Annotated in this window: 26 protein-coding genes and 1 pseudogene; 11 read left to right on the top strand and 16 right to left on the bottom strand. The window is 56.3% G+C overall.

Features of this window, described 5'->3' with window-relative positions; translation table 11 throughout:
* Positions 1-83: 83 nt before the first annotated feature.
* Positions 84-215: pseudogene (gene asr / locus CWM53_RS19565) on the bottom strand (acid resistance repetitive basic protein Asr); the annotation flags it as partial.
* A 177-nt stretch (positions 216-392) separates the two neighbouring features.
* Positions 393-1,766, bottom strand: a complete 1,374-nt coding sequence (gene mdtK, locus CWM53_RS19560) for an MdtK family multidrug efflux MATE transporter (RefSeq protein ID WP_100630588.1) — start codon at positions 1,764-1,766, stop codon at positions 393-395.
* 229 nt (positions 1,767-1,995) lie between these two features.
* Between mdtK and CWM53_RS19555 the strand changes: the two genes are divergently transcribed.
* Positions 1,996-2,631 (top strand): riboflavin synthase, encoded by a 636-nt coding sequence (locus tag CWM53_RS19555; RefSeq protein ID WP_008804615.1) that lies wholly within the window; start codon positions 1,996-1,998, stop codon positions 2,629-2,631.
* Positions 2,632-2,666: 35 nt separating this feature from the next.
* Here the strand turns inward: CWM53_RS19555 and cfa are convergent, their stop codons facing one another.
* Complete coding sequence (gene cfa, locus CWM53_RS19550; RefSeq protein ID WP_100680419.1) at positions 2,667-3,815, bottom strand: cyclopropane fatty acyl phospholipid synthase; 1,149 nt, start codon at positions 3,813-3,815, stop codon at positions 2,667-2,669.
* A gap of 293 nt (positions 3,816-4,108) precedes the next feature.
* Positions 4,109-5,290, bottom strand: coding sequence for a purine nucleoside transporter PunC (punC, locus tag CWM53_RS19545; RefSeq protein WP_061154368.1), 1,182 nt, complete (start codon positions 5,288-5,290; stop codon positions 4,109-4,111).
* A gap of 112 nt (positions 5,291-5,402) precedes the next feature.
* On the opposite strand from punC, the gene punR reads away from it, so the two are divergent.
* Complete coding sequence (gene punR / locus CWM53_RS19540) at positions 5,403-6,314, top strand: DNA-binding transcriptional activator PunR (protein WP_074385663.1); 912 nt, start codon at positions 5,403-5,405, stop codon at positions 6,312-6,314.
* Between the two features lie 18 nt (positions 6,315-6,332).
* Here punR and purR read toward each other — a convergent pair whose 3' ends face one another.
* Positions 6,333-7,358 carry an HTH-type transcriptional repressor PurR gene (gene purR, locus CWM53_RS19535; protein WP_061154370.1) on the bottom strand — a complete coding sequence of 342 codons (1,026 nt, stop codon included), beginning with the start codon at positions 7,356-7,358 and terminating at the stop codon, positions 6,333-6,335.
* A gap of 292 nt (positions 7,359-7,650) precedes the next feature.
* Here purR and CWM53_RS19530 point away from each other — a divergent pair, with 292 nt between their 5' ends.
* Both CWM53_RS19530 and CWM53_RS19525 read left to right on the top strand, forming a co-directional pair.
* Positions 7,651-7,743 carry a YnhF family membrane protein gene (locus tag CWM53_RS19530; RefSeq protein ID WP_197667062.1) on the top strand — a complete coding sequence of 31 codons (93 nt, stop codon included), beginning with the start codon at positions 7,651-7,653 and terminating at the stop codon, positions 7,741-7,743.
* Positions 7,744-7,910: 167 nt separating this feature from the next.
* The gene (locus tag CWM53_RS19525) at positions 7,911-9,077 is read left to right on the top strand and encodes an MFS transporter (protein ID WP_074385664.1); all 1,167 of its coding nucleotides are present in this window, start codon (positions 7,911-7,913) and stop codon (positions 9,075-9,077) included.
* Between the two features lie 61 nt (positions 9,078-9,138).
* Here CWM53_RS19525 and sodB read toward each other — a convergent pair whose 3' ends face one another.
* Positions 9,139-9,720, bottom strand: coding sequence for a superoxide dismutase [Fe] (sodB, locus tag CWM53_RS19520; RefSeq protein WP_002907771.1), 582 nt, complete (start codon positions 9,718-9,720; stop codon positions 9,139-9,141).
* 484 nt (positions 9,721-10,204) lie between these two features.
* On the opposite strand from sodB, the gene CWM53_RS19515 reads away from it, so the two are divergent.
* Positions 10,205-10,690: a helix-turn-helix domain-containing protein gene (locus CWM53_RS19515; protein ID WP_061154372.1), complete on the top strand. Its 486-nt coding sequence runs from the start codon at positions 10,205-10,207 to the stop codon at positions 10,688-10,690.
* Here the strand turns inward: CWM53_RS19515 and CWM53_RS19510 are convergent.
* Positions 10,645-11,517, bottom strand: coding sequence for a C40 family peptidase (locus tag CWM53_RS19510; RefSeq protein ID WP_012968037.1), 873 nt, complete (start codon positions 11,515-11,517; stop codon positions 10,645-10,647). The genes CWM53_RS19515 and CWM53_RS19510 overlap by 46 nt on opposite strands.
* 340 nt (positions 11,518-11,857) lie before the next feature.
* Here CWM53_RS19510 and CWM53_RS19505 point away from each other — a divergent pair, with 340 nt between their 5' ends.
* Complete coding sequence (locus CWM53_RS19505; RefSeq protein WP_061154373.1) at positions 11,858-12,205, top strand: Grx4 family monothiol glutaredoxin; 348 nt, start codon at positions 11,858-11,860, stop codon at positions 12,203-12,205.
* 48 nt (positions 12,206-12,253) lie between these two features.
* Here the strand turns inward: CWM53_RS19505 and rnt are convergent, their stop codons facing one another.
* The 4 genes from rnt to CWM53_RS19485 all read right to left on the bottom strand — a co-directional run bounded on the left by rnt (position 12,254) and on the right by CWM53_RS19485 (position 15,275).
* Complete coding sequence (rnt, locus tag CWM53_RS19500; protein WP_008804623.1) at positions 12,254-12,901, bottom strand: ribonuclease T; 648 nt, start codon at positions 12,899-12,901, stop codon at positions 12,254-12,256.
* A 137-nt stretch (positions 12,902-13,038) separates the two neighbouring features.
* The gene (gene gloA, locus CWM53_RS19495) at positions 13,039-13,446 is read right to left on the bottom strand and encodes a lactoylglutathione lyase (protein WP_002907764.1); all 408 of its coding nucleotides are present in this window, start codon (positions 13,444-13,446) and stop codon (positions 13,039-13,041) included.
* A 78-nt stretch (positions 13,447-13,524) separates the two neighbouring features.
* Positions 13,525-14,622, bottom strand: a complete 1,098-nt coding sequence (locus tag CWM53_RS19490) for an alkene reductase (RefSeq protein WP_061154374.1) — start codon at positions 14,620-14,622, stop codon at positions 13,525-13,527.
* 53 nt (positions 14,623-14,675) lie between these two features.
* Positions 14,676-15,275, bottom strand: coding sequence for a TetR/AcrR family transcriptional regulator (locus tag CWM53_RS19485; protein WP_008804625.1), 600 nt, complete (start codon positions 15,273-15,275; stop codon positions 14,676-14,678).
* Between the two features lie 139 nt (positions 15,276-15,414).
* Between CWM53_RS19485 and CWM53_RS19480 the strand changes: the two genes are divergently transcribed.
* The 3 genes from CWM53_RS19480 to sodC all read left to right on the top strand — a co-directional run bounded on the left by CWM53_RS19480 (position 15,415) and on the right by sodC (position 17,193).
* A complete protein-coding gene (locus CWM53_RS19480) occupies positions 15,415-15,657 on the top strand; it encodes a DUF1289 domain-containing protein (protein ID WP_162677415.1) in 243 nt (80 codons plus the stop codon).
* 48 nt (positions 15,658-15,705) lie between these two features.
* A complete protein-coding gene (locus CWM53_RS19475) occupies positions 15,706-16,602 on the top strand; it encodes an aldo/keto reductase (RefSeq protein ID WP_061154376.1) in 897 nt (298 codons plus the stop codon).
* Between the two features lie 69 nt (positions 16,603-16,671).
* Positions 16,672-17,193, top strand: coding sequence for a superoxide dismutase [Cu-Zn] SodC (sodC, locus tag CWM53_RS19470; RefSeq protein WP_061154377.1), 522 nt, complete (start codon positions 16,672-16,674; stop codon positions 17,191-17,193).
* Here sodC and CWM53_RS19465 read toward each other — a convergent pair.
* From CWM53_RS19465 to CWM53_RS19455, 3 genes are read right to left on the bottom strand one after another with little or no spacing between them, the layout of a single operon-like run.
* Positions 17,186-19,210: an FUSC family protein gene (locus tag CWM53_RS19465; protein WP_100630585.1), complete on the bottom strand. Its 2,025-nt coding sequence runs from the start codon at positions 19,208-19,210 to the stop codon at positions 17,186-17,188. The genes sodC and CWM53_RS19465 overlap by 8 nt on opposite strands.
* Positions 19,210-20,106, bottom strand: a complete 897-nt coding sequence (locus CWM53_RS19460) for an HlyD family secretion protein (protein WP_100729591.1) — start codon at positions 20,104-20,106, stop codon at positions 19,210-19,212. Before CWM53_RS19460 ends, CWM53_RS19465 begins: the two co-directional genes overlap by 1 nt.
* Before the next feature lie 10 nt (positions 20,107-20,116).
* Positions 20,117-20,353: a DUF1656 domain-containing protein gene (locus CWM53_RS19455; protein ID WP_004143834.1), complete on the bottom strand. Its 237-nt coding sequence runs from the start codon at positions 20,351-20,353 to the stop codon at positions 20,117-20,119.
* Positions 20,354-20,525: 172 nt separating this feature from the next.
* Here CWM53_RS19455 and slyA point away from each other — a divergent pair, with 172 nt between their 5' ends.
* On the top strand, positions 20,526-20,966 hold the full coding sequence (gene slyA / locus CWM53_RS19450) for a transcriptional regulator SlyA (protein WP_008804631.1): 441 nt from the start codon (positions 20,526-20,528) through the stop codon (positions 20,964-20,966).
* Between the two features lie 36 nt (positions 20,967-21,002).
* Here slyA and CWM53_RS19445 read toward each other — a convergent pair whose 3' ends face one another.
* Together CWM53_RS19445 and slyB are read right to left on the bottom strand one after the other, a co-directional pair.
* Entirely contained in the window at positions 21,003-22,364 is a 1,362-nt protein-coding gene (locus CWM53_RS19445; RefSeq protein ID WP_100729592.1) for a GGDEF domain-containing protein, read from the bottom strand.
* Between the two features lie 218 nt (positions 22,365-22,582).
* Positions 22,583-23,050 carry an outer membrane lipoprotein SlyB gene (gene slyB, locus CWM53_RS19440; protein ID WP_008804633.1) on the bottom strand — a complete coding sequence of 156 codons (468 nt, stop codon included), beginning with the start codon at positions 23,048-23,050 and terminating at the stop codon, positions 22,583-22,585.
* A 268-nt stretch (positions 23,051-23,318) separates the two neighbouring features.
* Here slyB and anmK point away from each other — a divergent pair, with 268 nt between their 5' ends.
* Positions 23,319-24,443 carry an anhydro-N-acetylmuramic acid kinase gene (gene anmK / locus CWM53_RS19435; protein WP_061154381.1) on the top strand — a complete coding sequence of 375 codons (1,125 nt, stop codon included), beginning with the start codon at positions 23,319-23,321 and terminating at the stop codon, positions 24,441-24,443.
* Positions 24,444-24,532 lie beyond the last annotated feature (89 nt).

The raw sequence follows: 24,532 nt of genomic DNA, 5'->3' as shown, positions 1-24,532 counted from the left end.
GCCAGGTCGAGCACCGAGAACGGAACAGATTTGTCAGTCATAAAGGCTCACTTTGCTACAGCATCGTCATCAGATTGAAGGATGTGATGTTTCTTATGGTGTACGGTGGTGTGGCTGGCAGTTGCAGCCGGGGTGGTGCTGGCGGCGTCGGCAGCGAAAGCAACTGATGACAGACCCATAGCAGCGGCAACGACCAGAGCTAATACTTTTTTCATTCTGAAATCCTCGAATTGGTTTCTTGAGTAACCCCACTGCGGGGCTGTTGACCACACTATATGCGTCTCGGGGAGTGCCATCAGTGAGTCTTTGGTGTCGGGGAGTAACGGAATGTACAACGCGGTCGCAATGCCGGAGAACGAAAAAGCCCGCCGGAGGGGCGGGCTTTGAAGGGATTAGCGCGCGGCGCGCTGTAAGATGATGCTGGAAGACTGGCGCTGGAGAAAACGCATCCGCAGCATCATCATGATGGCGGCGGAGGTCAGGCCGATGATAAATCCACACCAGAAACCGGCGGGCCCCATGCGTGGCACAACCATATCGGTCAACGCCAACAGATAGCCGCTCGGCAAACCCAGCACCCAGTACGCGGTAAAGGTAATAAAAAAGATAGACCGCGTATCTTTATAGCCGCGGAGAATGCCGCTACCGATCACCTGGATGGAGTCGGAGATCTGATAGATAGCCGCCAGCAGCATCAGGTGCGAGGCCAGCAGCACCACCTCGGGATTATCGTTATACAGCAGGGCAATCTGTTCACGCATCAGCACGGTAAAGATAGCGGTAAATACCGCCAGGCAGACGCCCACGCCCACGCCGGTGCGGGCCGAAACCTGGGCATCGATCGTTGAACCTTGTCCGAGACGGAAGCCGACGCGAATGGTGACCGCCGCCGCCAGCGATAGCGGCAGAACGAACATCAATGAGCTGAAGTTAAGCGCGATCTGGTGACCGGCGACGTCAATGATCCCCAGCGGGGAAACCAGCAGCGCGACGACGGCAAACAGCGTGACTTCAAAGAACAGCGCCAGAGCAATGGGCAGCCCCAGCTGCACCAGCCGTAACAGGACGGCGAAATCGGGGCGGCTGAAGCGCTCGGCGCAGCGGATATCCCGCATCGAACGCGCCCGACGCACCCACCACAGCATGCTGGCGAACATCACCCAGTAAACCGAAGCCGTCGCTACGCCACAGCCGACACCGCCCAGCTCGGGCATGCCGAAATGACCATAGATAAAGATATAGTTCACCGGAATGTTGACCAGTAAGCCGATAAAGCCCATGACCATCCCGGGCTTGGTTTTCGCCAGCCCTTCACACTGGTTACGGGCAACCTGGAAGAACAGATAGCCCGGCGCCCCCCACAGCAACGCGCGCAGATAGCCAACCGCCTTCTCTGCCAACAGCGGGTCGATATTATGCATGGAGCTGATGATATAGCCGGCGTTCCACAGCACGACCATGATCAGCACCGAGACAAAGCCGGCCAGCCAGAAGCCCTGACGTACCTGCTGTGCGATGCGATCCCGCCGTCCGGAGCCGTTAAGCTGCGCCACCACCGGGGTCAGCGCCAGCAGCAGCCCGTGGCCAAAGAGGATCGCCGGCAGCCAGATGGAGGTCCCGATGGCCACGGCGGCCATATCCGTGGCGCTGTAGCCACCCGCCATCACGGTATCGACAAAACCCATCGCCGTCTGCGCCACCTGCGCAAGGATGACGGGTATAGCCAGAGCTAATAACTGACGCGCTTCAACGAAATACTTCTGCACGTGAACACCTTTGTTTTGTTGTTATTTTGAGACTAAAAAAGCCGCCGTAACTGGCAGCAAGGGGATAAAAATGAGGAATTTCCAGTCTATTGTAGCGAGGATTAGCCATTAAGCCAGTGAAAAAAGAGTCGAGGCACGAAGCGCGCTGGCAACCGCTTTGCCCTCCTGTTATTGTTCCCGATAGCGAAAACGGTAATGATACCGTCATGATTTTCAACAGGAGCCTAACATGTTTACTGGTATTGTTCAGGGAACCGCGAAAGTGGTCTCCATTGATGATAAACCCAATTTTCGCACCCACGTGGTGGAACTACCGGCGCATATGCTGGAGGGGCTGGAAACCGGCGCCTCGGTAGCCAATAACGGCTGTTGCCTGACGGTGACCGAAATAAACGGCGCGCACATTAGCTTCGATTTGATGAAAGAGACGTTGCGTATTACCAACCTCGGCGATATTCAGATCGGGGATGAAGTGAACGTCGAGCGGGCGGCGAAATTCAGTGATGAAATCGGCGGGCATCTGATGTCCGGCCATATTATGACCACCGCGGAAATCGTGAAGATCCTCACTTCCGAAAATAACCGTCAGATCTGGTTTAAAGTGCAGGATCCGACGCTGATGAAATATATCCTCTATAAAGGATTCATCGGTATTGATGGTATCAGCCTGACGGTGGGTGAGGTGACGGCAACCCGTTTCTGCGTGCATCTTATCCCGGAAACGCTGCAGCGGACCACGCTGGGCGCGAAAAAGCTGGGCGACCGCGTCAATATTGAGATTGACCCGCAGACTCAGGCGGTTGTCGATACGGTTGAACGCGTGCTGGCCGCGAAAGACGCTGCATCTAAGGTGAATGAAGCCTGAAAAAAATCCCCCGCCGGTGAGCGGGGGAGATTTTGTTAGCGGGCGATGCGCAGTCCATGTTCAATACCGCGCGAGAACACCACCTGCCAGAGCTGAATGTCACGGGCGCGGAAGGCGCCGGCGCAGGCGTTCAGATAATAGCTGAACATCCGTTTGAAACGTTCAGAATAGTTATCGGCAATTTCCGGCCAGCTGGCGAGAAAACGCTCATACCAGGCCATCAGGGTGGTGTCATAATCGGCGCCGAAGTTATGCCAGTCTTCCATCACAAAGTGCTTCTCGCTGGCATCGGCGATCTGCCGAACCGACGGCAGACAGCCGTTGGGGAAGATATATTTATCGATCCACGGGTCGACGTTATGGTCGGTGACTTTGGAACCGATGGTGTGCAGTAAGAAACGACCATTAGGTTTCAAATTACGATCCGCGACCTCGAAGTAGGTAGCGTAATTTTTCGGTCCCACGTGCTCGAACATACCGACGGAGACGATGCGGTCAAAGCTGTCGTGCAGATCGCGATAGTCCTGGAGCCGAATCTCCACGTCAAGGTCAGCGCAGCGCGCCTGGGCCATCTTTTGCTGCTCGGCGGAGATGGTCACGCCGACAACGCTGACCTGGTAATGTCGCGCCATATACTCGGCGAGCCCGCCCCATCCGCAGCCGATATCCAGTACCCGCATCCCCGGCTCAAGCTCCAGCTTGCGGCAGATGAGATCCAGTTTATCCTGCTGCGCCGCTTCGAGGGTTTGCGCCTCTTTCCAGTAACCGCAGGAATATTGCATGTAGGGGTCAAGCATCCGACTGAAGAGATCGTTGCCGAGGTCATAATGCTCTTTGCCAACAATCCAGGCGCGTTTTTTACTTTGCAGATTGAACAGGCGAGCACCTGCGATGCGGAGTGTGTCTTTGAAATGGTGAGGGAGCTGTTTTTCCAGCCCGGCGCGAAGCACTTTATGGAAGAAAATATCCAGACGCTCGCAGTCCCACCAGCCGTCCATATAGCTTTCGCCTAACCCCAGCGAACCCTCCTGCAAGACACGTTTAAAGAAAAGAGGATTTTTAATTCGCAGGTCTGACGGCGCGGAACCATTGATGTTAATTCCCGCACGGCCCAATAATTCAGCTGCAATCCGGTACCAGTCATCATTTGGTACACTTACTTCTTCTATACACGATGAACTCATAGCTTCTCCATCACGCCCAAGTGATCAGAACCTTAAAACAGCGTAGACGCTTTTTTGGCTTTGTGAGAAATCTCACGGATAATCCGTGAAGTCGCTATCCGACGTAGAACAGAGGAAGGGAGATAACCCTTGCCGAAAGGCCTTCCATGGTGAAACGGAGGCATCCTGCATCCGTTAATCTGTAACTATTTTCTATTTATGTGAACCCGGATCCAGTATAGGACGCTAAGTACTGGCTTTCAATAAAATTTTCTTAGCATGCTAATGACTGGCCCGGGCTCTGGCGATAAGCGTTACGCGTGGGAAGAGTGGGGAGTCAGCTCAGGCGTTTGCTGCAGGCGATAACCTATTGCGGCTAAGCCAATAGAGACCAGCATCACGCTGGTGGTGGTCAGCAGCGGCGTAGCGATCAGCGCCGATACCAGCAAACTGGTCAGAAAGCACAATCCCAGCTGCAGTGTATTCTGCAGCGCCGCCGCGCGGCCCGTTGCCTGCGGGAAGGGCTTCAGCGCCTGGGCGACCACGATGGGGTAGATCCCGCCGTTGACCACCGCCATCATGCAGAACGGGATCATTAACGCCACCAGTGAGGCATGTGTCTGCAGGCCGACCAGCCAGGTGGCGGCAACGCTGACGGCAAAGACCACCAGCAGCCACGGCAGCATCTGTTGTCCGGACCATTTTTGCAGCAGCGCGCGACAACCATAGCCGCCCACCAGAAAGGCGATAGTCTGCGGGATATAGCTCAGGCCGATAGCGGTTGGGCCATAGCCCATTTCGTGCAGGATAAAAGGTGAACCGGTGAGCCAGGCGAAGAAGCTGGCGGAGCAGGCGGCGTAGATCAGGACGTTACCGCTGTATTCCCGGGAGCGCAGCAGCGAGAGAAAGGTGATCTTCTGCTGTGCCACGGCCACCGGCTTCCCGGCTGCCTTCAGGCGCAGGGCAGGCAGCATCAGCAGCAGAGTAATGGCAAACAGGGTGGCGAAGATGGCTTGCCACTCGAAGTGTACCAGCAGCCAACTGCCCAGCAGCGGGGCCAGCGCCGGCGATAATCCCACCAGCGGCATAATGGTGGCGAAGATGCGGTTTGTGCGCTGGGCGGGATAGTAATCGGTGACCATCGCCTGCCAGGTAACGGCCGCGGCACAGACGCCAATCGCCTGCAAAAAGCGCAGCGCCAGCATCAGGGTGGCATTGTGCACCCACAGCATCCCCAGACAGCCGGCCGCGAAAATCGCCAGGCCACTCAACAGCACCGGTTTGCGCCCATAGCGGTCCGACAGCGGCCCCCAGAACAGCTGCCCCAGTGCGAAGCCGGCGAGGAACAGGCTCAGGCTGGCGCTGATGGAGGCGGCGGAGGTGTTAAGATCCTGCTGCATGGCGGCAAACGCCGGCAGGTACATATCGGTGGCCAGAAAGCCCAGCACGCTCAGGCCGGCCAGCCAGACTAAAAATCCTTTCCCAGGTTGTGACATAACGTTCTCATTTTTGGAGTACAGGTACGATGCCGCAGAGTGTAGGGAGTGCATTGTGGCTTGTGAAACGCTAATATTTGTCACATGCATTCAAAAATTTTGCAGGCAGAAAATGTGGTCTGAATACTCTCTGGAAGTGGTTGATGCCGTGGCCCGCAACGGCAGCTTCAGCGCGGCCGCGCAGGAGCTGCACCGGGTGCCCTCCGCCGTCAGCTATACCGTGCGTCAGCTTGAAGAGTGGCTGGCCGTTCCCTTGTTTGAGCGTCGCCATCGTGATGTGGAGCTGACGCCCGCCGGGGTCTGGTTCTTACAGGAAGGGCGCTCTGTTATCAAAAAAATGCAGATCACCCGCCAGCAGTGCCAGCAAATCGCCAACGGCTGGCGCGGGCAGCTGTCGATCGCGGTGGATGATATTGTGAAACCGGCGCGCATGCGCCAGATGATCGTGGATTTCTATCGCCATTTTCCCGACGTCGAGCTCATCGTTTTCCAGGAAGTGTTCAACGGTGTATGGGATGCGCTGGCCGACGGCCGCGTAGAGCTGGCGATTGGCGCAACGCGCTCTATTCCGGTCGGTGGCCGCTATGCGTTCCGCGATATGGGGATGCTGAGTTGGGACTGCGTGGTGGCGAGCGATCACCCGCTGGCGAAGATGGAGGGTCCCCTGAGTGACGATGTCCTGCGTAACTGGCCGTCGCTGGTGCGGGAGGATACGTCGCGTTCACTGCCCAAACGGACAACCTGGCTGCTGGATAACCAGAAGAGGGTGGTGGTCCCAGACTGGGAATCATCGGCCACCTGTCTGTCGGCGGGCCTCTGCGTCGGCATGGTGCCGAGCCATTTTGCCCGGCCATGGCTAGATAGCGGCGAGTGGACCGCGCTGGCGCTGGAGAATCCGTTCCCGGATGCCGCCTGCTGTCTGACGTGGCAGCAGAGTGATGCCTCACCGGCGCTGAACTGGATGCTGGACTATCTGGGGGACAGCGAGACGCTGAATCGGGAATGGCTGCGGGCGCCGGAATAATCTGCGCCCGCAAACGTCTTAGCGGCGATAATCGACAAACGGGCCATCCGCGACGGAGCGGCGTTCGACCAGACGAGGATGCACTTCGATAGACTGCGACTCTTCGCGCTTATTAACGATACGATCCAACAGCATGTTAAATGCGGCTTCACCCAGGGAATCTTTCGGCTGATGAATGGTGGTTAATGCCGGGCTGAAATAGCGGGCGTTGCGCACATTATCATAACCGATCAGCGAAATGTCCTGCGGCACCCGCAGCCCCATTTCATCTGCCGCGCAGATAGCGCCCATCGCCATGATATCGCCGCCGCAGAAGACCGCGGTTGGACGGTGCTGCTGGCTTAAGATCTGCTGCATAGCGCGGTAGCCGGACTCAGGCTCGAAGTCGCCCTGCACAATCCAGTTTTCCGGAATGGCGATATGCGCCTCTTTCATCGCCTGCATAAAGCCGGCCAGGCGGCCTGCGCCGGTGTTACGCTCCAGCGGACCCGGGATCACGCCGATTTCGCGGTGGCCGCGTTCAATCAGGTAGCGTCCGGCGATATAGCCGCCCTGGAAGGCGTTATCGATCACCGCATCGGTAAAGTCGGCTTTTGCTTCGCCCCAGTCCATTACCACCATCGGGATATGGCGATACTCTTCCAGCATGCTCAATACCGAATCCGGATACTCGGAACACATCACCAGCAGTCCATCGACGCGTTTTTGCGCCATCATCGACAGATAGGCGCGCTGTTTTTCCGGATCATTCCATGCGTTGCCGAGGATCAGAGTGTAGCCCTTCTGGAAGCAGCTCTTTTCAACGGACTCAATGATTTCAGCGAAATAGGCGGCTTCGCTACTGGTCGCCAGCAGACCAATCGATTTTGTATGATTGACTTTCAGGCTGCGGGCCACGGCGCTCGGCGAGTAGTGCAGCTCTTTGATCGCCGCCCACACCGCATTGCGCGTCTCTTCGGCAACGAAACGGGTTTTGTTAATTACATGTGATACAGTTGTAGTGGAAACGTTTGCGCGCTTCGCTACATCTTTAATAGTTGCCATTACATCTCACTCCATGCCTTGACCTGATCGCCTGATCATCGATACGTAAACGTTTGCCTACACACACCCTGAATACAATTTTCAACATTGCATCACGTCGGGAAAACGACACAGAACGACAGGAAGGGGTCAATGGCCGATACGCTTTTAAATTAGCGTGGGATTTTGTCCGATCTTGGGGCAAAGTGGAAGAGCAAAAATGTGCATCGCCCTAAATCCCGGAAGATTTTTGCGATTTTTTGTGCAAAAATGAGCAAGCTCACTTTTGGTGTGGGGATAACAAGAGGGAAAAATGATGGATACCAATTTAAAGTTTTCGCTGATCACCACGGTTATTGCCCTCGGCGTGATCGTTACTTTCAGCCTGACCGCCATACTGCACTAATGTTCCAGTGAGGGAGGAGCGCGGCCTCCTCCCCGTATCCCGCCATTATTATCAATTCTGCAAAAATCTTTTGTCATTTCGTTCACTTTTGTTTTTTTGTGATTGATGTCATGCTTTTGGCTTCTGATGTTACGCCGTCATTCCTGACGGTCTGATGGAGTCATTGAATGAAAATCAACTTTCCTTTACTTGCGCTGGCGATCGGCGCCTTTGGCATCGGGACCACGGAGTTTTCCCCGATGGGATTGCTGCCGGTGATTGCGAGAGGTGTGGACGTCTCAATCCCAGTGGCGGGAATGCTGATCAGTGCGTATGCCATCGGCGTCATGGTCGGCGCGCCGTTGATGACCCTGCTGTTGTCACATCGCGCGCGGCGCAATGCGCTGATTTTTCTGATGGGGATCTTCACCGTCGGCAACCTGTTGTCATCCATTGCGCCGGATTACACCACGCTGCTGCTGTCGCGCATTATTACCAGCCTCAACCACGGTGCTTTCTTTGGCCTGGGGTCGGTGGTCGCGGCCAGCGTCGTGCCAAAGCATAAGCAGGCCAGCGCGGTAGCCACGATGTTTATGGGGCTCACCATCGCCAACATCGGCGGTGTACCGGCGGCCACCTGGCTTGGCGAAACCATCGGCTGGCGGATGTCCTTCCTGGCCACCGCGGGGTTAGGCCTGCTGGCGATGGTCAGCCTGTGGTTCTCTCTGCCGAAGGGCAGCGCGGGCGAGCGCCCTGATGTCAAAAAAGAGCTTTCAGTCCTGCTACGCCCGCAGGTACTCTCCGCCTTGCTGACTACCGTGCTGGGTGCTGGGGCAATGTTTACGCTGTATACCTATATTTCGCCAGTGCTCAATACGCTGACCCACGCTTCATCGCTGTTTATTACCGCGATGCTGGTGCTGATTGGCGTTGGCTTTTCGCTGGGCAACTATCTGGGCGGCAAATTCGCAGACCGGTCGGTCTCTGGCACGCTGAAAGGCTTTCTGTTACTGCTGATGGTAATCATGCTGGCGATCCCGCTGCTGGCGCAATCTCAGGCCGGGGCGGCCATCAGCATGATTGTCTGGGGCGCAGCAACCTTTGCGGTGGTTCCGCCGCTGCAGATGCGGGTCATGCGCGTGGCGCATGAAGCGCCGGGGCTCTCTTCTTCGGTGAATATCGGGGCGTTCAACCTGGGCAACGCGCTGGGCGCCGCCGCCGGCGGGGCGGTGATCTCTGGCGGACTGGGCTATGCGTTTGTGCCGGTGATGGGGGCGATTATCGCCGGTCTGGCGCTGCTGCTGGTCTGGTTTAGCGGACGAGCACAGCCGGAAGAGGCCTTTGCCAGCCAGTAACGCGAGTGTAGGGAAGGGCTAAAAAAACCGCAGCCGGGGAGACCCTGCTGCGGTTTGTCGTTTATGCCGCCAGGTTAGCCGCAACAAACTTCCAGTTAACCAGCGCCCAGAAGTGGTCCAGATAGCTTGGACGGGCGTTGCGGTAGTCGATGTAGTAGGCATGTTCCCAGACGTCAACGGTCAGCAGCGGCTTCGCGTCGGTGGTCAGCGGGGTGCCGGCGTTGCTGGTGGAGACGATAGCCAGGCTGCCGTCGGCATTTTTGACCAGCCAGGTCCAGCCCGCGCCGAAGTTTTTCGCTGCGGCATCGGTAAATTTGGCTTTAAAATCCGCAAAGCTGCCGAAGGATTTGGCAATCGCGGCCGCTAACTCGCCTTCCGGTTCGCCGCCGGCGTTAGGCGCCAGGCAGTTCCAGTAGAAGGTGTGGTTCCAGACCTGCGCTGCGTTGTTGAATACGCCGCCTTCAGAAGTGCGGACGATCTCTTCGAGGGATTTGCCTTCGAACGCAGTGCCTTTGATCAGGTTGTTGAGGTTAGTGACATACGCCTGGTGGTGTTTACCGTAGTGATATTCCAGGGTTTCTGCGGAAATGTGCGGCGCCAGGGCGTCTTTTGCATATGGTAATGCAGGTAATTCAAACGACATTGCTACTCTCCTTATAACTTTTTGTTTTAGCTCACATTGACAAGATGAGGCTTTCGCCTGAATCGTGTTCTGGCCACCCGACGCTGTCGCGTCACGGGCTGTTATTGTATTGAGAATGTTAACATTTGCCGCAAGCAGTGAAAAGCCTTACAACGATAAAGGCTATTACTGCAGGCGCAACTGATGAAGGCTTAACCGTTTTCTGCGGGACGAGGCGTCAAACCGCTCGCTGATGTTGCAAAAATGTATAAGGAGACGCTGTCCGCGCTTTTCTGAATCTCGCGGGGAAGGTTTAACTGCGTCTGCTTTTCCTCTGACGATCGCTGCCATGCATCCTCGTTGAGGATAAATATTTCATTAAAATCAGATTATTAATAAAAATATGCACCCAGGCAATCGCCGCTATGCCAATAATTCATTGTCTATTTTGCTATTTGTATGACAAATATGGCCACCGACATGAATTTCCCACAGGATGGTTACGATGGCAAAAACAGGTGAGGTGGTGAGTCCGAAGATGATCCCGGTTGTGCAGGGGATCGTTGACTGGATCGAAGCACATATTTTAGACACCCTGCCGGTAAGTACGATTGCGAAAAAGTCCGGTTATTCGCACTGGTATTTCCAGCGGCAGTTCGCCATGGTGACCGGCTGCACGTTGGCGAGCTACGTCAGTCGGCGAAAAATGACCATTGCGGCAATCTATTTAACGCAGACGCAAGCATCGATGCAGAGTATTTCTCAGTGTCTGGGATACGACGGACAGGCCGCTTTCTGCCGGACCTTTCACCGCCACTTTGGCATGTCGCCCACCCGCTATCGTCGGGAAGCGCCGGGCGAGGAGATGAATATGCAGTATCCCCTGACGGTAGGGGGGAAAGACGCGCAGGTGAGGCGGTCTGCCGCCGTAGCGGCAGACCAGGATCAGCGAATGGTTTTCGGCGTCATGACGCGACGGGCGCCAACATAATGGCGAACCCAGTAATCTTCGCTCAGGGAGGTGATTTGAATATCACGACCTGTGCGCGGTGACTGAATAAATTTCCCGTTGCCGACGTAGACGCCAACGTGGTCGGCGGTGCCGCGTCCACGGGTGCGGAAGAAGACCAAATCGCCGCTCTGCAGTTCATCACGATCCACCGGACGCGCATCGCGCAGGTGGTACATTTCGTTAGCCGTTCGCGGGATGTGGATCTTGACCAAGTCCTTATAGGCGTAATAAACCAGTCCGCTGCAGTCAAAGCCAGTACGCGGCGAGGTGCCGCCCCAGCGATAGGGTTTACCCAACTGGCCCATCAATTTGTTCATGGCGGTACTTTGCGCTTTCTGCACCCGGACTTTATGGGCGTCGGCGATCGTTAAATTGGCATCGCTGGCCTCAGGTTTACAGCGTTTTTTATAGCCCTTGCGCACCACGCATTTGCTTTTGACGCTGTTCAGCGCCAGGGTCGGCTCGGCACTGGCGGCGACCGTTTTCGCGCACTGTTTTTTATAACCTTTACGCAGCACGCATTTTTTCGTCGCGCCGGCGGCCTGACGATGAAGTGCGGTTTGGCTTGCTGCGGTAGTGCGGGAAGGGAGCCGGGTGCTCGAGGACTTTTTACTGGTGGTTTTAGCGGTGGTTTTACTTTTTTGACTGGTTGCTTTTTTCTTGCGCTCTGAGCCACTTTTCGCGGGCAACGCCTTTGGCGAAGCGGAGGCGTGCGTATGCCCTGACGCCTGAGCCAGTGGCGTGAATGAGATAGACGTGAACAGTAATGCACAGAGCGATATCGCGATTTTGTTTAGCCGCGCCACTGAGCAATCCCCTGATTAATTACAGACATGTACAAATGCCTGACGATGAATGACAAACCGGAATGATTCTAAAGCATAAAAACCCGGAAAGTTAATATTCTTTTGTATCAAAAATGTCGATTGGTTAACGATTGCAAGAAAACGCGTCAGACATTGACCGCCTCGCACAGAAAATGCGCAATGAGCGCCCGCCTGCGACGGCAAAATGATATTTTTAAGGCAACTTCGCGCAACAGAAGATAAAATATGAATAGTGAAAAAAATGTTATTATCCGTCCTGCCTACAGGACGCTACAATGACAAGTTACTGCCGTAGAAAGAAGTTTAAGGAAGCACGACAATGAGCTCGACTTTAGAAAAGATCCAACACCAAATCGCTGAAAACCCGATCCTGTTGTACATGAAAGGGTCGCCGAAGCTGCCAAGCTGCGGTTTCTCTGCCCAGGCCGTTCAGGCGCTGTCCGCCTGCGGCGAACGTTTTGCTTACGTTGATATCTTGCAGAACCCGGATATCCGCGCCGAGTTGCCTAAATACGCCAACTGGCCGACTTTCCCGCAGCTGTGGGTAGACGGTGAACTGGTGGGCGGCTGCGATATCGTTATCGAAATGTACCAGCGCGGTGAACTGCAGCAGCTGATCAAAGAGACGGCGGCGAAGTACCACACCGACGAGCCGAAAGCGGAGTAATTCCCGCCATCAGTAAAAAAGCGACTTCCTGGAAGTCGCTTTTTTTTATCACTCCGGTGTGGCCACGGGCAGCGGCCAGCCGCCCAGACGCTTCCAGCGGTTCACAATCTCACAAAACAGCTGCGCCGTCTGCTCGGTATCGTACAGAGCGGAGTGGGCCTGCGCGCCGTCGAACGCCATGCCGGCGGCGATACAGGCTTTGGACAGCACCGTCTGGCCCAGCGCCAGCCCGCTCAGCGCGGCGGTGTCGAAGGTAACAAACGGATGGAACGGGTTGCGTTTTAGCCCCGCGCGTTCGGCGGCGGTCATGGTGAAGCTGTGGTCAAAGGTGGCATTGTGCGCCACCATGATGGCCCGGCTGCAGTCGCTCTCTTTCATCCCTTTGCGTACCATTTTGAAGATGGCATGCAGGGCATCGTATTCGCTGACGGCGCCGCGTTCCGGGTCGTGCGGGTTAATTCCGTTAAAGGCCAGCGCTTCGGGCTGCAGATTGGCGCCCTCGAAAGGTTCAACATGGAAATGCAGCGTTTCATCGGGCATCAGCCAGCCTTGCTCATCCATCTTCAACGTAATGGCGGCGATCTCCAGCAGGGCGTCGGTTTTGGCATTAAATCCTGCGGTTTCAACATCAATCACCACCGGATAAAAACCGCGGAAACGGTCGCACAGACCATTCAGTTGAGCATTCTCGGACATCAGATTCTCTTAGCTGGAAAAAAGTAGCGCGCATTATGGCAAATTTTGCCGCGGCTTGCAGCAGGCAGGGGTGAAAACAACGGGCGCCTCAGCGCCCGGGCGAGCCATGGCATTAAAGATGCCAGGGTCGTGAAGCGTTAGTTGCCCAAACCTTTGCCGGCATCTTTCTCTTCAATCAGCTCGATTTTGTAACCGTCCGGATCTTCCACGAAGGCGATGACGGTGGTGCCGCCTTTTACCGGGCCGGCTTCACGGGTGACGTTGCCCCCGTTCTGGCGGATCCGCTCGCAGGCTTCGGCGGCGTTGTCGACGCTCAGCGCGATATGACCGTAGGCCGTACCCAGCTCATAGCTGTCCACGCCCCAGTTGTAGGTCAGTTCGATCACCGCGGTTTCGCTTTCTTCGCCGTAGCCGACAAAGGCGAGGGAGTACTTGTACTCCGGGTTTTCGCTGGTGCGCAGCAGCTTCATGCCCAACACGTTGGTATAGAAGTCGATAGAACGTTGCAGGTCGCCAACGCGCAGCATGGTGTGGAGTAAGCGCATAATGTCCCCTATGCAGTTTGTTTGATAGATCAGAACCTTGAGTATAGCGGCGATATGTCGCCGCTATCAATGGAGGGATTACAGCGTAGGGTAATCGGTATAACCTTCTGCGCCGCCGCCGTAATAGGTTTCCGGCCGCTGCGGGTTGAGCGCTGCTTTTTTCTGCAGGCGGGCCACCAGATCCGGGTTGGCGATATAATCGCGGCCAAAGGCCACGGCATCAATCAGCCCTTTATTGATAAGATCGTTGGCTTTTTCTACCGTGTAGGCGCCAGCGCCAATGATCACGCCCGGGAAGCGGTCGCGAACTTTCTGACGGAAGGCTTCGCTGTACGGCTTGCCGCCCGCCCAGTCCGGCTCGGACATGTGCAGATAGGCGATACCGCGTTTTGCCAGCTCGCTAATCAGATACAGCGCGTCTTCTTCTTCGTTCGGGCCGTTATCCACATTCTGGAAGCTGCCAATCGGCGACACGCGGATGCCGATCCGGTCAGCGCTCCACTCTTTGCTCACGGCATCGACCACTTCCAGTACCAGACGGGCGCGGTTCTCCACGCTGCCGCCGTACTGGTCGGTACGCTGGTTCGCCGACGGCGAGAGGAACTGGTGCAGCAGATAGCCGTGGGCCGAGTGCAGCTCGACCAGATCGAAGCCGGCGTCACGGGCATTGCCGACCGCCTGACGGAAATCGTCGACGATCCCCGGGATCTCTTCGGTTTCCAGGGCACGCGGCATCGAGGTGTCGGCGCGAATAGCGTGGCCGTTTTCATCGCGCAGGGAGGTGCGAGTACCGGCGCTCAGCGCAGACGGTGCTACCGGCGCGGCGCCGCCAGGTTGCAGGCTGCTATGGGAAATACGCCCGGTGTGCCACAGCTGGACGGCGATACGGCCATTTTCCGCATGAACACCGGCGGTGATTTTCTGCCAGGCGGCAATCTGCTCCGGGCTGTGCAGGCCTGGCGCGCCGGCATAGCCTTTGGCCTGGGCGGAAATCTGCGTCGCTTCGGTGATGATCAGGCCTGAGCTGGCGCGCTGGCGGTAGTATTCGCCCATCAGCGGGGTAGGGATATCGCCCGGCTCGATGCTGCGCAGACGCGTCAACGGTGCCATAAAAACGCGATTGGGGACGGTGACCGCACCGACCTTCAACGGACTGAATAATTTTGCTTCCGACATAATGACTCCTGAGTAGACCGGTCGTCTAGGAACTGTTGAAATAAAAACGCCTGTTATACCGCAGGCGCCGCAATAATCTGTTTGGCGTGGGCAAGGGCGCTTTCCAGCGGCCTTGCGCTACGCGTAATTTTGGCCTGCAGGTTGGCCCCGAGCCACAGGGAATACAGCACCTGCGACAGGGTCATGGCCTCGCCGTCAAACGCCAGACTGCCTTCCTGACGTCCTTTCTCCAGCGCGTCGCCCAGCAGGGCGATAATCTGACTGGCACCATGGTCCATGGCGGTACGCATATCTTCCGACAGGTCGCAGACCTCTGCTGACAACTTGACGGTAAGACATCCGCTAATAATCCCCTGCTGGCAGAACTGATTCAGCGTGTGCTGATAATAAGCCAGCAAGCGGTCGCGATAGTTGCCGTCGCCATGATCGAAGTGGTCGACCAGGCGCTGCAGATATCCGGTGTAGTGATGTTCAAGCAGCGCGACGCCGAAGGCTTCTTTAGAGCGGAAGTAATGGTAGAAAGAGCCCTTAGGTACTTCCGCCGTCTTCAGAAGTTCGCTCAAGCCCATTCCGGTAAAACCGCGATGCATGCAGAGCTGCTCGCCGGTGACCAGGATATGTTCTCGGGTATCGCATTCGCTGTGTCTGTTCATGCAGCACACTGTAATAGACCGATTGGTCTATTACAAGTCTCAGCGGAAAAATGTTAGCTGGCGCAGCACACCGTGAACAATATTTGCGTCCGTGCGGGGAAACGTCTTCAATGAAAGGAGACGAGGGGACAGGAGGCGTGTGGTGGCAGAGCAGTTAGAGTTTTTCCCGGTGCAGAGCCCGTGCCGGGGAATATGTCAGACCGACGAGCGCGGCTATTGTCGCGGCTGTTTCCGCAGCCGTGAGGAACGCTTCGACTGGCAAAAAATGAGCGATGCGCAGAAACAAGAGGTTTTGCGTCTTTGCCGCCAACGCCTGCTGCGCAAATTACGCGCGAACAGGCCAGATCCGGCGGAAGAACCGCAGCAACCCTCACTGTTTTAAACCAAAAAGTACGTATACTCAGTACACTTTTTTATTGAGGAAGCGGTTATGGTTCAGCGTATTGCTATGGCTCCCCAGGGGCCGGAATTTTCGCGTTTTGTGATGGGCTACTGGCGTTTGATGGACTGGAGAATGTCGCCAGGCGAGCTGGTCAGCTTTATTGAACAGCATCTCGATTTAGGCGTAACCACTGTCGACCACGCCGATATCTATGGCGATTATCAGTGTGAGGCTGCCTTTGGCGAAGCGCTGAAGCTGGCGCCACATCTGCGTAGTCGGATGGAAATTGTCAGCAAATGCGGCATCGCCACCCGGGCGCGGGCTGAAAACACCATCGGCCACTATATCACCGACCGCGACCACATCGTGCTGAGCGCTGAGCAATCGCTGCGTAATCTGGCGACGGACCATCTCGATCTGCTGCTGATCCATCGGCCGGATCCGCTAATGAATGCCGATGAAGTGGCTGAGGCGTTCCTCGCGCTGCATCACAGCGGAAAAGTGCGCCACTTTGGCGTATCGAACTTTACCCCAGCCCAGTTCACTCTTCTGCAGTCGCGCCTGCCGTTTACCCTGGCCACCAATCAGGTCGAAATCTCGCCGGTGCATCAGCCGCTGTTGCTCGACGGCACGCTCGATCAGCTGCAGCAGCTGCGTATTCGTCCGATGGCGTGGTCCTGCCTTGGTGGCGGGCGCCTGTTCAATGAAGAGGGCTTCCAGCCGCTGCGCGATGAGCTGGCGCAGGTCGCGCATGAGCTCAATGCCGACAGCATCGAGCAGGTGGTCTATGCCTGGATACTGCGTCTGCCGTCGCAGCCGCTGCCGATTATCGGCTCGGGCAAAATCGAGCGCGTGCGTTCCGCGATTGTGGCCGAAAAACTCAGCATGACTCGTCAGCAGTGGTTCCGTATCCGCAAAGCCGCGCTCGGTTACGACGTGCCGTAACGGGCATTTCGCCTCCGGAAAGGCGTTCCTGGTTTACACTTAACAGGGAGACAGCCATCCGGAGGTGTTATGCAACGATGTATTCTCGCGATCTTATCCCTCGCATTTTGCGCTGGCGCACAGGCCGTCAGTGAAGATGTTCAACTTAATCTCGTGACCGCCCAGGGCGTCGGTCAGTCCATCGGCAGTGTAAAAATCACCGAAACCGATCGCGGCCTCGAGTTCGCCCCCGATCTGCGGGCATTACCGCCGGGTAAGCACGGTTTTCATATCCATGCCGAAGGCAGCTGCCAGCCCGCAATGAAAGAGGGCAAAGCCGTGGCCGCCGGGGCGGCGGGCGGACATTACGATCCGCAACATACCGGCAAACACGAAGGGCCGCTGGGCACCGGGCATCTTGGCGATCTGCCTCTGCTGGTGGTCAACGACGCGGGTGTGGCCAACCAGCCAATTATTGCCCCACGTCTGAAAACGCTGGCGGAGGTGAAGGGGAAAGCGCTGATGGTCCACGTGGGCGGTGATAATATGGCCGACAACCCGCAGCCGCTGGGCGGCGGCGGCGAGCGGTTTGCCTGCGGGGTGATTAAGTAGTCTTTTCGCCAATCGTGCCGGCGATCGGGGCCTGTTCCAGCTGTGACAGGGCGCAATACAGTCGCCAGATTGCGGCGGCCAGCTCCCGGGCCGCCGGCTGATGATGATGGTTCAGGACGTCGCAGATCCGCAGTAGCTCCTGCAGGGTGGAGGCCAGCGGGCGCTGCTGAACGCCGCGTTCGCTCATCACATCGCGCAGCAAATTGATGCACAGGTCACGCACCTGAGCGAGGGGATCGGAGCGGGTTTCCCATTCGCGAAGCTGCCAGACAACGTGCGAGCAGTTGAGCAACACCACCCCCCAACGTAGTAGCCAGCGCCGTGCAAGGGCATCTTTACTCTGACTGAGCTGGCTGACATGGTGGTACACCAGCGATTCAAATTCATGTTCGCTGTGCTGGGGATGACGGCTGAGCTGATCGACAAAGTGACGCCGTAACGCTCTGATATGGCGCCGTCCTTTACGGGCATCCGAGCCCGGACTGAGCACCGCAAAAGCCAGCCAGGCAAAGCCCACGCCGACAATCTTGCTTAAGTTATCGTTGAAAAAGGCCGCATAGTCGTACACCGGCGGATTGGTGACGGAGATAAACGAGCCCATAAACACGATAAGCTGCCCCCACAGGCCGGCATATTTGGGCCACTGTAGTTTCAGCAACTGCATGGTGGTCAGGAGCGGGAACAGAAATAGCAGAAATTGCCACAGGTCAGTTATCTGCACCATCAGGCCAAACTTCACCACAAAGCTGAACAGCGACAGCAGCACCAGGGTCTGCATCAGCAGCGTCAGCGATCGAAACGGCGAAGCCGAGACCGAATAGAGCACGCAGCAGATGGAGGCGAGGGTTAGGGCAGCCGCGCAGCTGGTCCACTGGGTGCTGATCCCCCATGCGCCAATCGCCACCAGCGCGCAAAAGGTACGGATGCCGTTGAGCAGCGCCTCCGTCTGGTCGGTATGGCGGGCCAGGGCTGGCGCCGAAGGTACGTTGAACTCGGCGATCGCCGACGCATTCTCCACGCGGCGGATCCAGCGACTGCTTTCCAGATAAATGCGACAGAAATAGCGCAGCCGCGCCCAGAAGGCGATATGGCGATAATCGGCATCCGGCGGCGGCGCCAGAGGTGCCAGAATGCGGGCGACGTGATAGCTGTCGGCATGGGGAGTGGCGAGTTCAGCGAGCAGCGATTCCAGCACCTGACGAGTGTTTGCTGGCGCGTCCGGCCAGTTCAGCAGCATGCGTCGCAGACTGGAAATGACGCTGGTCATTCGGAGCTGCTGATGCAGCAGGTAATTCAGCAGGGGGTTCTGCCGGCGGAAGCGGTAGTGGCTCCAGAAGGCCTGGATCCGCAGCAGGTTCATGGTGAGGATCTGGCCAATCACACTTTCGTGGGCGGTGCGAATGGCATCCGTCGTCTCCGGCACCCACAGCAGGCTGGCGTGTTCCAGCAACCGGGCGTGCATGGTTTTCAGGGCCGTCAACAGGTTGCTGCCGTCAGAGGTGCTTGGCAGGATCATCATCATCAGCCCGCCGCAGAGGATCCCGACGATGACTTCGCAGACGCGCGACTGGGCGATCACCCAAAGTTCGTAGCTGTCGCTGATGTTAATGACCGGAAACGCGATGATGGCGCAGGTATAGCCCGCAAGCTGAAAGGCGTAGGCCACGTTGTTGGTGAACAGGGCGCAGGCCCAGGTGCACAGCGCCAGCCAGCCGGAGATGCTGAACAGGAACAGCCAGGGATCGTTCAGCGTATGGCCCGCCAGCAGCAGGGCGGCGCAGGCGCCGAGCAGGCTGCCGGCGATGCGGCCAAAGCTTTTACTGATCACGCCGCCGACGGTGGGAAAGCTGACCACTGCCGCGGAGGTCATCGCCCAGTACGGCTCATCGAGATCCAGCGCGTAGGCGATGCTTAACGCGAGACACATAGCGATGCCGTTACGCAACGCGTATCTCCACTGCGGGCGGGTGGCTTTAACCCATGGCAGTGTGCGCCACGACAGGGCTTGCAGATTCATTATTGTCTGCCGACCGAGACAGTGCAGGTGGTGCCGGAGACCAGTGTGACGTCCGCTGGCAGCTCGTCAAAGGCAATCCGCACTGGAACGCGCTGGGCGAGACGTACCCAGGGGATATTCGGTTTGATATTGGCCACCAGTCCATTCCCCTGCTCAACGCTTTGATCGACAATCGCCCGGCCGATGCTGGCGACATGCCCGTGCAGCGTCTGCTGGTTACTATAGAGAATAATCTGCGCCGGATCGCCGATATGGATATGGCGCAGTTTGGTTTCTTCAAAGTAGCCCAGCACGTAAAACGAGTGGCTGTCTACCAGGGCAAAGACCGGATGGCCGGTAGTGGCGTAATCGCCGACGCGAGTGGAGAGGTTGGTCACCCAGCCGTCCACTGGCGCTTTGACCGTCGTTTGGCTTAACTGCCATTGCGCATGTTTCAGCATTGCCTCGGTGACGCCCAGTCCCGCTCTGGCGGCCGCCAGGTTGGTGGTGGCCGTGTTCAGCGCGGTATTAACGTTTTCAAGATCTTCAGCCGAGATCGCATTCTGCGACAGGTTGCGGCGACGGCGCGCATCGCTGGCGGCCTTCGTTTGCTCAGCCTGCGCTTTCGCCACTTCGGCTTGCGCTTTCGCCAGCTGCGCCTGGGCGTTCAGCACGGCGATACGGTAAGGCGTGTCGTCGATAGTGAACAGAACATCTCCGGCGTTGACCCGTTGGTTATCCGTCACGTTCAACTGCAGAATGCTACCGGAGACCTGAGGAGTGATCCCAACCTGTTCTGCACGCACTTTGCCGTCGCGGGTCCAGGGTGACTGGGTGTAGAAATTCCATAACAGCCATGCGGCAATCAGGGCGATGGCCACAACCAATAGCGTCGACAGATATTTTAGTTTTTTCATAGCAGGGAGATCACCAGGCAATCAGTAACACCAGGGCCAGACAGACCGAGAGCGCGAACAGGGAGAGATCCATCAGCAGGGGATGCCAGATGTCGCCGGCATACATCCAGTCACGCAGCTGACGATGTAAAAATAACCAGATAAAAAAACCTAATAAAACGGCTTTGAACAGCGGGGGGAAATAGACAGACGCGCCGAACACCAGGTCCTGCAGCGGCAATCCGGATGTGTTAAGACTCAGTTTCACAAGCAAAAATCCTTTGCCATTACAGGGGTAACCTCAGGGCGTGCTACGCTATAACAGTGTAAATCATTGTTTTGGTTTTTGTTGAATCAAGTAATTCATTTGTTTTGATAATTCAAATGCTGCACACTATTCTAAAATCAGTATAATAACTTAGCAAGCTAATTATAAGGAGATGAAATTGGAATCGCCACTTGGTTCTGATCTGGCACGTTTAGTCCGCGTTTGGCGCGCGCTAATCGACCATCGCCTGAAACCTCTGGAGTTAACGCAGACTCACTGGGTCACGCTGCATAACATCCACCAGCTGCCGCCTGAGCAGTCGCAGATCCAGCTGGCGAAAGCCATCGGTATTGAACAGCCGTCGCTGGTGCGCACGCTCGATCAGCTGGAGGAGAAAGGGCTTATTTCTCGCCAGACCTGTTCAAGCGACCGGCGGGCCAAGCGCATCAAGCTGACTGAAAAAGCTGAACCGCTGATCAATGAGATGGAAGAGGTGATAGGCAAGACCCGCGATGAAATCCTGTCGGGGGTGTCAAAGCAGGAAGTGGAAACGTTGCTCCACTTAATTCGTAAACTTGAACAAAATATCCTCGATCTCCAGGCAAAAGATTAATTTTTTAGCGGCCCGGGTTGCCCCGGGCCGTTTTTTTTAGTCGCCAGGGTGACGCCAGACCACCACCCGATTACGCCCGCTGTTTTTCGCTTCATACATGGCCGCATCCGCACGCTCCACGCAGGCTTCTGCACTCACATTTCCATCGCGCGTCGTATACAACCCCATACTGATGGTCATTCGCTCCGGCAGATGGTGTTGCTCAACGTTGACGGCCAGGCGGATACGCTCGGCGATCGCCAGAGCGTCTTTCTCGGCGGTGTTGACCAGCAGCAGGGCAAACTCCTCACCGCCAATGCGGGCGGCAGCGTCATCCGCGCGCGAATGGTTCTCCAGCACCGAGGCGGCAAACTGGATCACTTTGTCGCCGGCGACGTGACCGTAGTTATCATTGATGCGTTTGAAATGGTCGAGGTCGCTGATGATCACCGACAGCGGATGCTGGGCGCTTACCTTCGCCAGCTGCTGGTTCAGGGTATCGTAGAAGAAGCTGCGGTTGTAAAGCCGGGTCAACGGGTCGCGAATCGAGTTCTGGTACGAGTTGACATACTTATGGTTAGACTCACGGTAGAGCATAAAGACGTCGGCCAGCAGCACCAGAATCAGGAACAAGGTGCAAAGTGTCTCGAAAAAACGTGCCTCGTACCAGGTCTGATCGAGTTCTCCGACGGTGGAGATCAGCTGGAAGAGGGTGAAGAGATAAGCGCTGCAAAAAAAAGCGCCGCTAAACCAGAAAATATTGCGTAATTTACTCAGGCTAATTAATAAAATAAGCGTGATAAACCAGATAGCCATCAGCAGCCAGCCGATAATACTTTGCCACAGCGGCGTGAAGGTATGGCTAAGATCGTCGATAAAATTGACGCTCAGCCACGGCGAGTGGCTGGAGTACATCCACGATAAAAAAATAATTGTTAATGTAAAAACGATACACGCCGCGAATGTAATTACGTGTGCTTTCAGCGAGTGCATGATGCGCTGGCGGAAGTAATATAAAGCAATAGATGACGTGAATAATACAGCCATCATTATATTGCGGAAGAAATAATAGATAACGGCGTCATTTTGATTAATGACCGGGGTCGGATTGCAGGTAAGCCAGTCCGGATAGCTGCTGAGGGTGCCCAGCATCAGCAGCGCTGAACAGGCAAAGCCGAAAGCAACAGGTGTAAGGTACAGGCGGCGCTTACTGCTCCAGTATTTCATGCCCATAAAGCAGGCAATAGTGATATGAAAGACCATCAGAAAACTGGTCAGCAGAGGAAATAATATTGATGAGGTAGTGCTGAAACTGGTGTGAAAGAAACCGGTCAGTCCGGCTATGCCGAATCCGGCCAGCAAGCAAATAAAAATATAAATGATAAGACGTTTAGCAACATGATTGACATGTTTGAGCATAGGCAAGATCCCAGAGAGAAAAGCAACCGCAACCTTCAGTCGACAGAATATTATGACAGTCTGAGAGTAGTGGGGGCGGTAAGATAAGATATTGCGCAGGCGCAATGATTGATGAAGTACTTAAATTAATATATCTGATTGCTAATGCGAATCTATTACGGTGGAATAACCGTGGCTGAAAAATACGATGCGGCGCAACGGGCCGCATCGTAAGGGGGTTATCGAGGAGAGACGGTGACCTGGCTGCCGCTGCCGGCAATGGCGACGCGCTGACCCACAGAGAACGGCGTGCTGCCCTGTTTCTGCACCACCAGAATGGTGTTGCCATCATCCTTACGGATTTCCAGCTCTACGCCCTGGGTTTTATTCATTGCACCCTGAACGCCCTGGCCCGCGACGCCGCCCGCGACAGCGCCAGCCGCGGTGGCAAGAGAGCGTCCGGTACCGCCGCCGATGGTGTTGCCAAGGAACCCGCCGAGCACCGCACCGCCAATGGCGCCGATGGCATTGCTGTCGTCGCCGCTCTGGATCTGCACGGCGCGCGTATGCACAATCGTACCGTAAGTTACGCTCTGCACCTGTTTGGCTTCAGATGCGGAATAAACGTCGCCGGACAGGCCGCTGCTGCTCACGCAGCCTGCGAGCGTAAAACCAATCATCGATACAGCCAAAACACGTAAAATCATTTATGAATCTCCTGTTCACCGAAGGTGTTCAATTGAACGTCCATACGGTTAATTATATGGCATTTAGTCGCCGGCGGGCATAGCTTCCGCCCTGACTATACAAAAAATAATAATTAATGATGCTTCAACCTAAACTAAACGCCGGTTCTTTACGGTGTTCTCTGAAATGTCGCTCTATTGTTAAAAAGTATTATAACAACATAGCATTAGCGGGCGCTTTATGGTGGAGTGAGGCCTATACGAGGGTCATGGAATGAAGGAAAAACGTATGAGATCGGGTCGCTTTATTGGCGTTATGTCCGGTACCAGCCTTGATGGTATCGATGTCGTGTTGGCCGCCATCGACGAAAATATCGTGGCGCAGCAGGCCAGTCTCACCTGGCCCATCCCACACGCAATAAAAGAAGAGATCCTCGCGATTTGTCAGGGCCAGTCGTTGACCCTCTCACAACTGGGGCGTCTGGATACTCGTCTGGGGCGGCTGTTTGCCGATGCCGTACTGGCGCTGATGCGCCAGGAAAATCTCAAGCCCACCGACGTCATCGCTATCGGCTGCCATGGACAGACCGTATGGCATGAACCGCAGGGCGACGCGCCACACACACTGCAAATTGGCGACAACAACCAGATCGCCGCGCATACCGGAGTCACGGTGGTGGGGGATTTTCGCCGGCGTGATATGGCGCTTGGCGGGCAGGGGGCGCCGCTGGTTCCGGCATTTCATCACGCGCTGCTGGCGCACCCCGTTGAGCGGCGGATGGTGTTGAATATCGGCGGGATCGCCAACGTATCGCTGCTGGTGCCAGGGCAGCCGGTGCGCGGCTATGATACCGGGCCGGGAAATATGTTGCTGGATGCCTGGATCTGGCGTCAGCAGGGTAAACCGTATGATAAGGACGCCCAGTGGGCCAGCGAAGGCAGAGTGCTGCTGCCGCTGCTGCAGGATATGCTAAGCGATCCGTGGTTTGCTTTACCGGCGCCGAAAAGCACCGGTCGTGAATATTTCAATTACGGTTGGCTGGAGAAGCATCTGGCCCGCTATCCGGGGCTGCGTGGGCAGGATGTGCAGGCCACGCTGGCGGAATTAACCGCGGTGACCATCAGTGAGCAGGTATTGTTAAGCGGCGGCTGCGAGCGTTTGTTAGTGTGCGGCGGCGGCGCGCGTAACCCCTTGTTAATGGCGCGCCTGGCGGCACTGCTGCCGGGAACCGAAGTCTCCACCACCGATGAGGCGGGGATTAGTGGCGATGATATGGAAGCGCTGGCCTTTGCCTGGCTGGCCTGGCGCACGCTCGCGGGCCTGCCGGGTAATCTGCCCTCAGTGACCGGCGCCAGCGAAGCCACGGTGCTGGGCGCCATTTTCCCGGCTAACCCGCCGCAGAATCGGAGTTAACTGAAATCTTAAACACGGCGCGACCGGTAAACTGAATAAGTTAAGCGGAGGGCGGAGTGCCCTCCGTGACCGGGAAAGTCGAAGGCAAA

It is taken from the genome of Klebsiella sp. A-Nf5 (assembly GCF_002810545.1).
Lineage (GTDB): Bacteria > Pseudomonadota > Gammaproteobacteria > Enterobacterales > Enterobacteriaceae > Klebsiella > Klebsiella variicola.
Note: the sequence above shows the minus strand (reverse complement) of the source record. Positions and strands in the feature narration are given on the sequence as shown.

Coding starts and splice junctions, on each gene's coding strand:
- punC (WP_061154368.1), bottom strand. CDS start 5,290: ATGTCACAACCTGGGAAAGGATTTTTAGTCTGGCTGGCCGGCCTGAGC.
- anmK (WP_061154381.1), top strand. CDS start 23,319: ATGAGATCGGGTCGCTTTATTGGCGTTATGTCCGGTACCAGCCTTGAT.
- CWM53_RS19525 (WP_074385664.1), top strand. CDS start 7,911: ATGAAAATCAACTTTCCTTTACTTGCGCTGGCGATCGGCGCCTTTGGC.
- sodC (WP_061154377.1), top strand. CDS start 16,672: ATGCAACGATGTATTCTCGCGATCTTATCCCTCGCATTTTGCGCTGGC.
- CWM53_RS19445 (WP_100729592.1), bottom strand. CDS start 22,364: ATGCTCAAACATGTCAATCATGTTGCTAAACGTCTTATCATTTATATT.
- CWM53_RS19490 (WP_061154374.1), bottom strand. CDS start 14,622: ATGTCGGAAGCAAAATTATTCAGTCCGTTGAAGGTCGGTGCGGTCACC.
- CWM53_RS19530 (WP_197667062.1), top strand. CDS start 7,651: ATGATGGATACCAATTTAAAGTTTTCGCTGATCACCACGGTTATTGCC.
- CWM53_RS19485 (WP_008804625.1), bottom strand. CDS start 15,275: ATGAACAGACACAGCGAATGCGATACCCGAGAACATATCCTGGTCACC.
- sodB (WP_002907771.1), bottom strand. CDS start 9,720: ATGTCGTTTGAATTACCTGCATTACCATATGCAAAAGACGCCCTGGCG.
- slyB (WP_008804633.1), bottom strand. CDS start 23,050: ATGATTTTACGTGTTTTGGCTGTATCGATGATTGGTTTTACGCTCGCA.
- CWM53_RS19465 (WP_100630585.1), bottom strand. CDS start 19,210: ATGAATCTGCAAGCCCTGTCGTGGCGCACACTGCCATGGGTTAAAGCC.
- punR (WP_074385663.1), top strand. CDS start 5,403: ATGTGGTCTGAATACTCTCTGGAAGTGGTTGATGCCGTGGCCCGCAAC.
- CWM53_RS19505 (WP_061154373.1), top strand. CDS start 11,858: ATGAGCTCGACTTTAGAAAAGATCCAACACCAAATCGCTGAAAACCCG.
- gloA (WP_002907764.1), bottom strand. CDS start 13,446: ATGCGCTTACTCCACACCATGCTGCGCGTTGGCGACCTGCAACGTTCT.
- CWM53_RS19555 (WP_008804615.1), top strand. CDS start 1,996: ATGTTTACTGGTATTGTTCAGGGAACCGCGAAAGTGGTCTCCATTGAT.
- CWM53_RS19475 (WP_061154376.1), top strand. CDS start 15,706: ATGGTTCAGCGTATTGCTATGGCTCCCCAGGGGCCGGAATTTTCGCGT.
- CWM53_RS19460 (WP_100729591.1), bottom strand. CDS start 20,106: ATGAAAAAACTAAAATATCTGTCGACGCTATTGGTTGTGGCCATCGCC.
- cfa (WP_100680419.1), bottom strand. CDS start 3,815: ATGAGTTCATCGTGTATAGAAGAAGTAAGTGTACCAAATGATGACTGG.
- rnt (WP_008804623.1), bottom strand. CDS start 12,901: ATGTCCGAGAATGCTCAACTGAATGGTCTGTGCGACCGTTTCCGCGGT.
- slyA (WP_008804631.1), top strand. CDS start 20,526: ATGAAATTGGAATCGCCACTTGGTTCTGATCTGGCACGTTTAGTCCGC.
- purR (WP_061154370.1), bottom strand. CDS start 7,358: ATGGCAACTATTAAAGATGTAGCGAAGCGCGCAAACGTTTCCACTACA.
- CWM53_RS19515 (WP_061154372.1), top strand. CDS start 10,205: ATGGCAAAAACAGGTGAGGTGGTGAGTCCGAAGATGATCCCGGTTGTG.